Raw genomic sequence first — 12,785 nt, 5'->3', positions numbered from 1 at the left:
AAGCATGAGAGGGATCAAATGAGAGCCCTCTTCACTCTTTTGACAGCCATACAGAGTAAAAATCAATCCACCCCTCTTCATCCAGCATCAGACCCTCAACAGTTTCACTCGATGCAACCTCAAGCACATTTTGATACAGCGGAATCGCGCTGACATCGCCTATAAGCTGACGGTCAATTTGTTTTACTATATTCATTCTGGAAGGCAGGTCGCGCAATGAGAAAAACCGTTCTATCATTTCTGAAAATGTCCGTTTCTGTTCATCTGAAAGATGCTGATGCAAAAAGCTGTTCTCCGAAAGCAGCAAATGCAAAAAACCAAACTCGCTTTCTTCATAAAACGTTGCGCTGTCATGAATGATGTCAGCCATTTGTACGATTTCCGGGCGGCGCAAATCGGCAGCAGCACAAAATTCCAGGTCAAGCCTAATGCCGTTCCGTTCACAAACCTCTTGAATCCATGCTGCGTTCTCGCGATGATCTGTTTCAGAAAAGGTAAACAGTGACAGCGTTTCCCCCGCATATCCGCTTTTTTTTATTAATTCCGCAGGTGAAGCATATCCCCAGTCAAAAGGCGCCGGGGGGAAAAAAGATGATACCGGAATGCTTCTGTGTCCTCCCGCCTCACGAACGAGCTGTTCAGATGAAATCAGCAGCCGAAGGGCTTTTCTCAAGCTTGGATGCTGAAGCGGCCCTTTCTTTCTGAGGTTTAGTGACAAATATTGAACATGCCGTTCTTCAAAAACAGTTTGCCTCTCAGGAGGTTTCTGTTTTTCTCGAAGGGTAAAACCGTACATATCATCTGCTTGCTCAGAAAGCACAAACTCAATACGATCTAAGAATGCCCGGCCCTTAAAGTAACGCTCGTTGGCTTGAAGAATGAGCATGTGTTCGTCATGCTGAACAAGGCAAAAAGGTCCCGTCCCATTCACCCCGCCGTTCGTTTCTGCCGGCAGGATAGACAGCCGTTCATCACAAAGAATATACGGCAAAAGCTCATTCGGCTGATCGAGCTCAATGTCCACACAAAAAGGCCCTTTCTCTGAAATCCGTTCAACACCTTTCAGCAGCCATTTATATGGATTTTCATCATGATCCATAAAACGCTGAAACGTAAATACAACATCCCTTGACGTCAATGGCTTTCCATTATGAAAAGAAACGCCTTTCCGAAGAAAAAATCGCCACCTTTTTTTCCCCGCCTTATTCCATCCGTGGATCAAATGCGGCTGCGGCTCTCTCTTTTCCCGATCAAATCGGAGCAGTGTATCATAAATCTGCTTGACAAAATGGCCCTCTGACCGCAGAAAAATCCTGTACGGATCAAAACTGCTTACCGCTGCTGGGGCTATAAACAAGCGCAGCACATCCTGTTCACCATCCTGTCCGGTTTCTGTTACAAAACCGAATACCTCAGAAAACCACATGTTATACATATTTTGAATCCCCGGAAATGCCGGCTGATAATGGTCAAGCAGTCCTTTTGCTTTTTCAAGTTTACCGGCTGTTGTATATTCCTTGGCAGTTTGAAGCAGCAAATCTTCCGGCTGACGGAGAAAAGCGATTTTTGATTTATGGCCGCGCCCCGATCCGCTTTCGCGAATGATCCATTTTTTGCTCTCCATCTTATGTAAAATCAGCTTCGCATTTCTCTCTGTACAATATAAACAAGCCGCAATCTCACTGAGCGGCATTTCCTTCATCTGTCCCGGTTCGCCGCTCTCAGCTTTTGCGAGCGCCACATAGTGGTCAATCAGCTTCAATCCCTGCACCTCCTGACAAAAAAGGGGAATCTTTTTCTCTTATTTTCTTCTCTTTTTGGCCCGCCGCCCCTTCTATACACTACTACTATATCAAACAGCGAAAGGCGGAAATCACATGTTTATCCTCTTCCAATCAATTAAATCCCGCTACACAGCACCCGTTTGGCTCCGATTTTTCGGCGAAATGCTGACAAGCCTGACAGGGGCCATGATGGGGCCGTTTATGGTGCTGTATCTGCATGAGCAATTAAACGGAAGCGTGATGCTTCCCATGCTTATCATCAGTCTTCAGCCCTTCGCTGATATTTGCCTGACACTCATAGCGGGACGTGTGACAGATCAGCTCGGACGGCGAACAGCGATCCTGACTGCCCTGCTTCTGCAAACAGCGGCAATGGCGGGTTTTGTTTTTGCTCATGATGCGTATTTTTTCGCTTTCCTTTATATCCTCAACGGCATCGGCAGATCCCTGTACATTCCTGCATCACGCGCACAGATCGCCGAAAGCACGCCGGAAAGCAGACGTTCGGAAGTTTTTGCCGTCATCAATGCCATCTACTCAGCAGGCTTGACGGCAGGTCCGCTGCTTGGGCTGCTGCTGTACGCTCATGATCCCGTTTGGATATTTGCATTAGATGCCGCGGCGCTGTTCATTTATTTTCTTATCGCCGCCTTTAAATTACCAGAAACAAAGCCGCTAAAAGCCGATCATCCCGCAGCATTATCCGCGCGTTTCACAAGATATCGGCCTGTTTTGATCCTTTTGCTGCTTTCTCTCCCAATCAGCATGTTATACGCGCAAACAGAAACGACATACAGGCTGTTCAGCAAAAGTATGTTTTCTGATTACCTGTCCATGCTGGCAATCTATTCGGCAGCAAAAGCTTTATTAAGCTTTGTTCTTCAAGTACCTCTAGTAAAATGGACAGAAAAGTTATCGATGAAAACGATTCTTCTCATTACCTATATTAGCTACTCACTTGCGGCCGCCGGCTTTGCATTCTCAACATCTTTAACGCTGCTTATGCTGACTGCTGCCGTGATGACGGTTGGAGAAAGCATCGGACTCACTCATATCCAAACCTTTATTTCCCGGCTGGCGCCGCCGCATATGCTCGGCCGTTTCTATGCGATATACGGCTTGCATTGGGATATTTCACGGTCAATCGGACCGCTGGCCGGCGGACTGATCCTGACTTCGTTTGGCGGAGAAATCATGTTTTACACTCTTTCCGTGTGTCTTCTCGCCGCCGGTTTCTTGCAGTCTCATATCATGGAGAGGATTGAATATAAGGTCATAAGAAAAATCAATGGCTGACAGAAAAAAATTCATAATTTCTTTATCAACAAAAATATACTATAGTATTCATACATTCACTACATGAACAATTGGAGCTGTAAGTTTATAGGAAGAAGGGTTTTATATTGAAGAAAGACAAAAATCTCCTCACAGATCTATGGTTTATCGCAATCAGTGCAGCCGGGGGGTTTATTCTTTCGTTATCCGGAATATCGATCGGATGGATGATCGGAACGCTGATTGTCGCCTGCTGTCTCGCTATGATACGGCCGGCTTGGCTGATGATGGCGCCAGACCAAAAAGGAATTAACCGCCGGTGGCTCGCTCTCGGGCAGATGATCCTCGGCATTGAATTGGGCCAAAAGCTGAACCTATCCGTTCTGTCTGTCCTCAAAGATCATTGGTTTTCGGTCGGCATCATGCTGATTTTATCGATACTTCTTGCCATGCTGTCAGGCTATGTGCTTTGGCGTTACAGCAAAACGGATATGATGACCAGCTTTGTCGGCACGGCTCCCGGCGGACTGTCCGCCATGCCGAGTATTGCTCAGGAGGTCGGTGCCAATACCGCTATTGTCAGTCTCGTTCAAATGATGCGGGTGCTGCTCGTGGTCCTGTCTATTCCGTTTTTGGTTATCCTGATTTACGCTAAACAAGATGGCCCTGCAAGTGCCGCAACACAAACGGTATCCGCTGCTACGACAGAAATCGGGCTCGCTCCCGTACTGTGGACCGGCGTTCTCATTTTCGTTGCCTGGGGAGCTTGTAAAGCGGCAAAATATTTAAAATTTCCCGCTCCGTGGCTGCTCGGCAGTATGCTCGGTGTAGCGGCCGTGCACATAGGCGGCGCTTCAATAACAGGCCATGACATGCTTGCATGGTGGCCGTCACAGGCTAACCATCTTTCGCAGATATTTCTGGGGGCTACAATCGGTTCTAAGATGTACAAAAGCATGTTTGCCGGCGTTACACGTATCATGATCGTCGGTTTCATTTCATCAGTCGGCTTAATTGCCGCCATGCTTTTAAGCGCGGTGATCGTTTCCAAACTGACAGGGATTTCGCTGATCACCTCTGTTTTGGCATTTGCACCCGGCGGCATTGCAGAAATGGCGACGACGTCTGTTACATTGCATGCCGATTCCACCTTTGTCGTTGCGGTTCAGGTCATACGCGTCATCCTTGTCATCGCCCTCTTGCCGCCGTTTTATCGTCTGCTTCACCATCTTCATGGTGAAAAAAAAGGCAAAGAGAGTTCGATAAGCGGCAGCAATGCCTAGTTAAAAAAAGGAATACTTAGGAAGAAAAGGGCAGGAGCGACTCTATTCTGCAGAGTATGGAGACTTCAAAATGAGGCAGGAAAGTGAAATTTCCTGATTGAAAAAGAGGTTATATATGATAACCTCTTTTTTCTATACAAAGTGATAAAATGATAAGGAAGTGAAAATTTATAGTTACGTTGATTCTCTTATAATAAGATTTGTTGGCAGTTTAATAATTTTTCTGTTTAAAGAAGTGTTACCCGAAATATACTCGATTATTTTCAACACAGCCTGTTGACCTAATTCTATTATGGGAATATCAATTGTTGTTATGGTCGGAGTAACGACTTGGCAAATCGAATGGTTGTCAAAACCAATTACAGCTAAGTCTTCTGGAACTTTAAAGCCATTTTTTATCGCCTGTTTAATAATCCCTGCGGCGACTTGATCATTTCCTGTAAATATTGCTGAGGGTCTGTCCTTTAGATCCTTTATCTTATGAAAAACACGAAAGCCATCCTCGATATTAAACAATTCGCCGAATATCCATTCGTTTCTATGATGTAAATTGTAATCTTGTAAAGCTTTCAAGTAACCCTCTCTCCTCTGACATTGAGCTTCGCTATATGGAGTATCAAAACAAAATCCAATTTTTTTATGTCCTCTTTCAATTAAATGTGCTACCCCCATGTATGCGGCTTCAAATTCATCATACCCAATGATCGTGATGTCCGCAGAGTGATGATATTCATTACACAATAAGATAGGACCATACTTTAAGAAAGGGGATATCTTATCCCATTCATTTTCTAAAGTTCCAAGAATAATGCCATCAACTTCTTTATGTTTCAATAACTCTAATAATTCCAGCTCTGTCTGTTTGTCATAAAAGGTTTGAAATACAATGACCTTGTAATTCTTAAACAGCGCTTCATGAGAGACCCCTTTTATTAATTGAGCAAAAAATGGATGGTCGATACTCGGAACCGATAAAGCTATCGTTTGTGTCTTATTTCTCCTAAAATTCCGAGCTAAATAATTGGGAGTGTAGTCAAGATCGTTAATAGCCTCTAAGATCATATCTCTTTTTTCTTTTGATACATAAGGATGATTATTCAATACTCTTGATACTGTGGTTTTAGACACATTGCACAATTTTGCTATTTCATCAATTGTAGGCATATTTTCCCTTCCTCAAAAAAGTTATTGACATGTTATCGGTTTCAGAAATTAGGATAAATTTGTATCAAATTTTCCAGATTATAAAAATCATTGGAGGTACTGTTCATGCAAAAACAGGTTAGAGTTTCAGGTAAAAGTAAAGAAAACATGTTATTGCTAAAACACTTAAAAGGTGACATGCAAGGAAAAGAACTTGTTATTGAAGACAGTATTGCAAACGAGCGGTGGAAACAAGTATTAAAAGAAAATACAGATATTGAAAACGACCTTTTCAACTACCAAAAAAATCGTGAAATCAGTAAAGTCCCTTTTATGCCTGTAGACAGATTAATAACCAATGATGAAGTGGATGATATCTTAAATACTTTAACTAAAGTTTTGCCAACTGGAAAATTTACGAGTGGTTCCTATTTAGAGCAATTCGAAGATGTTTTATCTACATATTTACATAAAAGGTATGTAATTGCAACCAGCAGTGGAACGGATGCTATTATGATAGGATTATTGGCTTTAGGGTTAAATCGTGGGGATGAAGTGATCATGCCAGCTAATAGCTTTGCAGCTACTGAAAATGCTGTGTTAGCTTTGGGAGGCGTTCCTGTCTATGTAGATATTAACCCGCAAACATTCTGCATCGATCCTAACAAAATCGAGGAAGCAATAACTCCTTATACAAAATTTATTCTGCCTGTGCATTTATACGGAAAACATTCAGAAATGAAGCATATCCGTCAAATAGCCAATCGTTATCAATTGAAAGTAATTGAGGATGCTTGCCAAGGAATTGGACTGACAGACTTAGGAAAGGATGCAGACATCACTACATTAAGTTTTAATCCATATAAGAATTTTGGTGTATGTGGTAAGGCTGGAGCAATAGCAACTGATAATGAAGAACTCGCTAAAAAATGCATTCAATTTAGTTATCATGGTTTTGAAGTAAATGTGAAAAATAAGAAAGTCATCGATTTTGGACTTAACTCAAAAATGGACAATTTACAAGCAGCTATTGGTTTAGAGAGAATGAAGTATCTTTCATTAAACAACTTCAAAAGACTGTTTTTGGCGGATAGATACATTACTCAATTAGCAGAATTACAGAATAAAGGTCTTATTGAATTACCGGAATTAAGTGAAGATCATGTGTGGCATCTGTTTCCTATTAAGGTAAGAACAGAAGATAGGACAAATATCATGACGAAATTAAATGAAGAGTTTGGTGTTCAAACAGATGTATATTATCCAATCCTGTCTCATATGCAAAAAACTCCTTTAGTACAGGACAAGTATACAAAACTCCAATTGGTCCATACGGAAAAAGCTCATAGCCAGGTACTGCATTTGCCATTATATCCGTCATTTACTTTAGAAGAACAAGACAGAGTAGTGGAGGGTCTGTTTCATGTTATTAAGCAAGAAGTCAGAGTATAAAACGTTATCCAAGGTTGACCATCCTAAGTATATTGTTTTTTGTGATTTTGATGAAACGTATTTTCCGCATACAATCGATGAACAAAAACAACGAGACATATATGAACTCGAAGATTATCTAGAACAAAAAAGTAAAGATGGGGAACTACTCATCGGATGGGTTACCGGGAGCAGTATAGAATCTATTCTGGATAAAATGGGACGAGGAAAATTTAGATATTTCCCGCATTTTATAGCTAGTGATCTTGGAACTGAAATTACGTACTTTTCAGAGCATAATTTCGGACAGCAAGATAATGAGTGGAACAGTCGTATAAATGAAGAGTTTAGTAAAGAAAAGATTGAGATACTTGTAAAACAGTTACATGAAAATCATAACATTCTTTTGAATCCGCAAACTCAATTAGGAACGTCACGGTATAAGAATAATTTTTATTATCAGGAACAAGATGAAATAAACGACAAGAAAAACCTATTAGCAATTGAAAAGATCTGCGAGGAATACGGAGTTTCAGTTAATATAAATCGTTGCAATCCCTTAGCAGGTGATCCAGAAGACAGCTATGATGTAGATTTTATACCCATGGGAACAGGAAAGAATGAAATTGTAAAGTTTATGTTAGAGAAATACAACCTAAATACTGAAAAAGCTATCGCATTTGGAGATAGCGGAAATGATGTTCGTATGTTACAGGCAGTAGGAAATGGATATCTACTTAAAAATGCAACACAAGAAGCCAAAAATCTGCATCAATTGATAACCGATAGTGAGTACTCAAAAGGAATTACCAATACCTTGAAAAAATTAATTGGATCATGAGGAGGAAATAGAGTATGAAGAAGATTGGTATCATAGGTGCAGGTGGTATTGCAAGAGCGCACGCAACTGCTTTATCTACAATTAAAAATGCAGAGTTAGTAGGGGTGTATGACATAAATCAACAAAATGCGGAAAGCTTTGTTAAAACTTTCGGTGGGAAGACATATGAAAATGTAGATGAACTAATTGATGTCTCAGAAGGTTTAATTGTAGCATCTCCAAACTTTTGCCATAAAGAACATGCTTTGCAAGCATTAGCAAAACATAAGCATGTATTGTGTGAAAAGCCTATGGCTATTTCTCTTGAAGAAGCAAGCATTATGAAAGATACTGCTGAAAGGTTAGACGTAAGAGCTAGTATGGGATTTAATTATAGATATTTGTCTTACGTAAATATCTTAAAAAGCTTAATTATCAATAATGAACTAGGTAACATACTGTCCATAAAAGTACACTTCAAGAAAAATAGTGCACTTAGACGTAAGAAGTTTACTTGGAGAGATGACGCTAATAGTAAGAAGACCAGCGGGTCATTGGGGGATCTGGGTATTCACCTTATCGACATGGTATGGTATTTGTTCGAGAGTGATTTCATCACAGAATCAGTAAGGGCAAAGATGAACACAAATGTAAAAACAAAAGAGGATAAACAGGTACTTGTAGATGACTATGCAGAAATTTATGGTCAACTGAAGAACAAGGTATTTGTAAATATCATCACATCAAAATGTTCTGTACCTGAAGACTGCGGTTTTAGCATTGAGGTAGTTGGACACAAAAAAGAGTTTAAATACCACACAGGCAATCCTCACGTTTACAAGCTCATAGATGGCTTGAACGTGGTAGACTGCCCAGTGCCGCAAAGTCTCTTAAACGATCCGCCAAACGAATTTTATGGTTGGGCTGATTCTTTTAGAAGCGAGTTAATCAATTGGATTTCATCAACTCAGAAAGATTGGGTTGAGATCCCTTCTTTTAACGATGGTTTTAGATCTCAGGAAGTATTAGAAATGTTCTTTGAGAAAGATAGCAACTCTCAAACAATGTCTGTTTTAGCAGTCAACTAGTATTTCGAAGAGATAAGTTACTGAAAAAGCAGGAATTTATTTTCCTGCTTTTTCATATAGGGGTGTAATGAATGTTAAGAGGGACATATTTATTTGGATATGCTTTCTTTTTCACAGTGGGTATTATCCATATATCAACAGGAAGTTTGACACCATTTCTTTTAGAGTCTTTTAACAAGACAACAGATGATATTTCGATCATCATTTTCTTTCAGTTTACCGGATTCCTAAGCGGAGTATTAATCGCACCGTTAATGATTAAGAAATACAGTCACTTTAGGACACTTACTTTAGCTTTGACAATTATGCTTGTAGCGTTAAGTATCTTTTTTCTCACTAAGGATTGGTATTATATTGTTGTAATGGCTTTTCTCTTAGGATATGGAGCAGGTACATTAGAAACGACAGTTGGTTCCTTTGTTATTGCTAATTTCGAAAGTAATGCAGAAAAAATGAGTAAGCTGGAAGTCCTCTTTGGATTAGGCGCTTTAACTTTCCCATTATTAATTAATTCCTTCATCAATATCAATAACTGGTTTTTACCGTATTACTGCATATTCACCTTTTTGTTCGTCCTATTAGCAGGGTGGTTAATTTTCTTATCCAAGAACCGAAAGTACGCTAAGAATGCTAACCAGCAAGTGGCCTTGCCAAATGTAGGAGCATTTCAATACTTTATAGGAGATAGAAAAAAATCAAAGCAATTAGGCTTTTTTGTATTTTTTGCTTTTCTATATGCTGGTATCGAAACAAATTTCGCCAACTTTTTACCTTCAATTATGATAAACCAAGACAATGAACAAATCAGTCTTATCAGTGTCTCCTTTTTCTGGGTAGGGATCATCATAGGAAGAATACTGATTGGTTTCGTAAGCAGAAGGCTTGATTTTTCTAAGTACCTCCTATTTAGTTGCAGTTGTTTAATAGTTTTGTTGATCGCCTTCTCTTATATAAATAACCCAATACTTCAATTGGGTGGCACATTTTTGATTGGTCTAAGTATAGCGGGCATATTTCCCATTGCTTTAACACTAGCATCAATCATTATTCAAAAGTACGTTGACGAAGTTACAAGTTTATTTATTGCTTCGGCAAGTTTCGGTGGAGCGATAATCTCTTTCTTAATTGGATGGAGTTTAAATCATGATACGATCTTATTAACCATGGGAATATTTACAACGATGGCGGTAATTCTAGTAGGTATTTCTGTAAAGATTAGGAGAACTAAAACAGAAGACCCTATTTCACTTGAAAGCAAAGCTTCAAAAACACAGTAAAAAAATTAAAGATACTAATAGGCGTATCGTAAGTAAGAAGAGGACTTAATGTCCTCTTTTTTATCAGGAGAAAACAGTGTTTTAGCAAGGGAGATAGTAGATGATAGAAGTGATTATGATTCTGTACCTGTCCGAGATACGTTCAGGTAACAAGCAAAGGTATTTACAGAATTGTTTTATGATACATCCATAAATCAAGGTATACTAGACTGTTGCTCCCCATCAAAAATAATTCCTAAATTTCCTCAGCATATTCTGAGGAAGCATCAAAAGCCAAAGATCGAATTTTGAGATTAACCGAAGATGCATGTAAACTAAAGGAGAAATCATAAAATTAATAGGGGCGTTATGATGAAAAAGATTTTTAAAGGGAGTTTGCTGCGCGACAACCCCGAGAAAGCAATGCACTTATATTATGGAATATGTTTAGGAATCTGGCTGATTTATAATTTGGTGACATCCAGTTCCCCTGGACTGCCGCTTATCATTTTAGCCGGAGGAAATCTGATTTACCTTACAATCTTGAAAAAGAAAGAAGAAACGTAAAAAACACCCACCTCAGTGCGTGTTTTTTATTTAAAAACGTTGTGAAACCCCTCTTCCATTTCTTCTGAGGACGGATACCATTTCGTCGCCAGATCCCGGAACAGCCTTTCCGCAAACAGAATCTCTTCCTCTGTATAACGGTCAAAAAAGGAAAGAAAACGCTGCTCAACCTTTTGATGATAGTATTGATGCAAGTTGTGCAGCTTCTTCCCTGCCGGCGTCAAACGGAAGTAGACCTCCTTCTTATTATCGCTGAGCTGTGTTCTGTGAAGGAAGCCGGCGCCAAGCAATTTTGTGCTGATGCGTGACACCGTCGCTTTCGTCGTATTCATTTTGTCGGCAATCGAAGTGACATTGATCGGCTCATGCTCCCCCACACAGGAAAGAACATGAATTTCTGTCATCGTTAATTGAGATTTTTGTCCGTGCTCCTGATCCAGCTTCTTCATTTCATCAGCCAAAAAGACTTTTATGAGCCCCTCCCATTTCTCCTGCTGATGAATGAGTTCCGTATATAATTCAAAAAGTGATCGCTTAGTATGTTCTGTATCCATACGGCTCTTCCATCCTTTATTAATCAATTGTTTCTTATATCATAACGTTTTGTTACAGATGAAACAATCGATTTGTGTTACACACGGCTGGCAATCGGCAGCCAGCGCCTGATACCTGTTTGAATCACTTCTGCCGCATCTGGCCCTGCGGCATCGACTGCCCAGGCGGCATGGCCATCAGGCCGAACCAATACAGTATGCACGTCTCTCCACTCTTCACGAGGTTCTGCAAGAGAAGCACACACTGTGTGCAAGCCTTTAAATGGGATGTGGTCATTATCAGCTCCTTGTTTCAGTGACAGCAAAACGTATGACCCATTATGCAGGCAGTTATAGAGGCGTTCCATACTGCCATCAGAAAGCCGCAGTTCCACATCCGGAAGTCTTTTGCCGTTCAACCGATGCGGCGGCATGTTTTGGTCAGCTTCATACCCGACATCGATTGCAGAAATTTGGCCCGCTATAAAGCGATTCACATCGGAAAAAGCAAGCATATCGGACACCATGCTTCGCAAATGGAGACCGGCCTTCGTGAAATCCATCAGCCGCGTCTGCGCCTCTGTGTTCCGAAGAAGATCTTCCGCCACCGGATGCCGCTCTGCGTGATAGCTGTCCAAAAGCCATGAAGGTGCAGAGCCGCCGACAGCCGCCGCAAGCTTCCATCCAAGGTTCATGGCATCCTGAAGACCGACATTCAGCCCTTGGCCGCCAGCAGGAAAATGAATATGTGCTGCATCGCCCGCAAGAAAGAGTCTGCCGCTCCGATACTCCTTCGCTTGACGGGAGGCATTCCCGAATCGGGACATCCACGTAGGCTCGTTTAAGCCAAAATCAGTTCCGCATATCCGGATGAGATCTGTTTTCAGCTCCTCTTCTGTGACAGGAGCATCTTTCGGCGTCTGCGTGCGGTAAGGGCTGATCAACACAACGCGGTACCGGTCAGGAGAAAGCGGAACAATCATGACTCCTCCCTCTGTCGTACAAAGCGACAAAACTCCTGATGGCGGCGGAGAAAGAAGCTTCACATCACCAAGAGCTGCGGTGACGGTGCTGTCTGTTCCAGGAAACGCAATTCCCGCCTGTTTCCTAACGACGCTCCCTGCTCCGTCAGCGCCAACGGCAAACAGGCTGCTCAGCGTCCGCACAATGCCTTCCCGATCCTTGAAAACGGTTTGCACTGCCTCTTCGTTTTGCGTTACCGTTAGCACCTCTGCCCCCCGTAACACCTCTGCCCCCAGGCTTCGCGCACGTTCCTCAAGCAGCTGTTCAGTCTCGGTCTGCGGAAGCAATAGCGTATAAGGACAGCTCGTATCCAGACTGGAAAAATCAAGACGGGTATCGAGCATTGAAAAATGGCCGGAAGATATCTTTTTCCCACGAGACGCAAAACGCTCAAGCAGCCCTCTCATTTCAAAAAGCTCAAGCGTGCGGGGGTGCAGCGTCAACGCCTTCGAATACGGCACTGGCTGTTCAAGCCGCTCAAGCACGCATGTTTTTACCCCTGCCAATGCCAGCTCAGAAGCCAGCATCAATCCAACCGGTCCGCCTCCGATAATAACTGTTTTGTAATCCATCATGAGATCA

The 12,785-nt window shown here is 41.6% G+C and carries 11 protein-coding genes; 7 read left to right on the top strand and 4 right to left on the bottom strand.

The genetic code is table 11. From position 1 onward, the window contains the following. Window positions 1–31: 31 nt before the first annotated feature. Entirely contained in the window at window positions 32–1,762 is a 1,731-nt protein-coding gene (locus NSS75_RS06020; protein ID WP_339236502.1) for an ABC transporter substrate-binding protein, read from the bottom strand. Between the two features lie 115 nt (window positions 1,763–1,877). Here NSS75_RS06020 and NSS75_RS06015 point away from each other — a divergent pair, with 115 nt between their 5' ends. Together NSS75_RS06015 and NSS75_RS06010 are read left to right on the top strand one after the other, a co-directional pair. Next, window positions 1,878–3,080 (top strand): MFS transporter, encoded by a 1,203-nt coding sequence (locus tag NSS75_RS06015; RefSeq protein WP_024120834.1) that lies wholly within the window; start codon window positions 1,878–1,880, stop codon window positions 3,078–3,080. 107 nt (window positions 3,081–3,187) lie between these two features. Beyond that, on the top strand, window positions 3,188–4,342 hold the full coding sequence (locus NSS75_RS06010; protein WP_339236499.1) for an AbrB family transcriptional regulator: 1,155 nt from the start codon (window positions 3,188–3,190) through the stop codon (window positions 4,340–4,342). Between the two features lie 174 nt (window positions 4,343–4,516). Here NSS75_RS06010 and ntdR read toward each other — a convergent pair whose 3' ends face one another. Beyond that, window positions 4,517–5,506 carry an NTD biosynthesis operon transcriptional regulator NtdR gene (gene ntdR, locus NSS75_RS06005; protein WP_024120832.1) on the bottom strand — a complete coding sequence of 330 codons (990 nt, stop codon included), beginning with the start codon at window positions 5,504–5,506 and terminating at the stop codon, window positions 4,517–4,519. A gap of 105 nt (window positions 5,507–5,611) precedes the next feature. Between ntdR and NSS75_RS06000 the strand changes: the two genes are divergently transcribed. From NSS75_RS06000 to NSS75_RS05980, 5 genes are all read left to right on the top strand, one after another. Continuing rightward, the gene (locus NSS75_RS06000; RefSeq protein WP_339236496.1) at window positions 5,612–6,937 is read left to right on the top strand and encodes a DegT/DnrJ/EryC1/StrS family aminotransferase; all 1,326 of its coding nucleotides are present in this window, start codon (window positions 5,612–5,614) and stop codon (window positions 6,935–6,937) included. Beyond that, window positions 6,909–7,757 carry a kanosamine-6-phosphate phosphatase gene (gene ntdB / locus NSS75_RS05995; protein ID WP_339236493.1) on the top strand — a complete coding sequence of 283 codons (849 nt, stop codon included), beginning with the start codon at window positions 6,909–6,911 and terminating at the stop codon, window positions 7,755–7,757. Before NSS75_RS06000 ends, ntdB begins: the two co-directional genes overlap by 29 nt. 14 nt (window positions 7,758–7,771) lie before the next feature. Continuing rightward, window positions 7,772–8,824: a glucose-6-phosphate 3-dehydrogenase NdtC gene (gene ntdC, locus NSS75_RS05990; protein WP_024120829.1), complete on the top strand. Its 1,053-nt coding sequence runs from the start codon at window positions 7,772–7,774 to the stop codon at window positions 8,822–8,824. A gap of 71 nt (window positions 8,825–8,895) precedes the next feature. Continuing rightward, the gene (gene glcP, locus NSS75_RS05985) at window positions 8,896–10,101 is read left to right on the top strand and encodes a glucose/mannose transporter GlcP (protein ID WP_103672334.1); all 1,206 of its coding nucleotides are present in this window, start codon (window positions 8,896–8,898) and stop codon (window positions 10,099–10,101) included. Between the two features lie 348 nt (window positions 10,102–10,449). Further along, window positions 10,450–10,647 carry a hypothetical protein gene (locus NSS75_RS05980; protein ID WP_032731040.1) on the top strand — a complete coding sequence of 66 codons (198 nt, stop codon included), beginning with the start codon at window positions 10,450–10,452 and terminating at the stop codon, window positions 10,645–10,647. Between the two features lie 26 nt (window positions 10,648–10,673). On the opposite strand, the gene NSS75_RS05975 is transcribed toward NSS75_RS05980, so the two are convergent. Then, complete coding sequence (locus tag NSS75_RS05975; RefSeq protein WP_339236489.1) at window positions 10,674–11,201, bottom strand: MarR family transcriptional regulator; 528 nt, start codon at window positions 11,199–11,201, stop codon at window positions 10,674–10,676. Between the two features lie 77 nt (window positions 11,202–11,278). Continuing rightward, on the bottom strand, window positions 11,279–12,778 hold the full coding sequence (locus tag NSS75_RS05970; protein ID WP_339236486.1) for a monooxygenase: 1,500 nt from the start codon (window positions 12,776–12,778) through the stop codon (window positions 11,279–11,281). Between the last annotated feature and the right edge of the window lie 7 nt (window positions 12,779–12,785).

It is taken from the genome of Bacillus sp. FSL K6-1012 (genome assembly GCF_037964915.1).
GTDB lineage: Bacteria > Bacillota > Bacilli > Bacillales > Bacillaceae > Bacillus > Bacillus halotolerans.
Note: the sequence above shows the minus strand (reverse complement) of the source record. Positions and strands in the feature narration are given on the sequence as shown.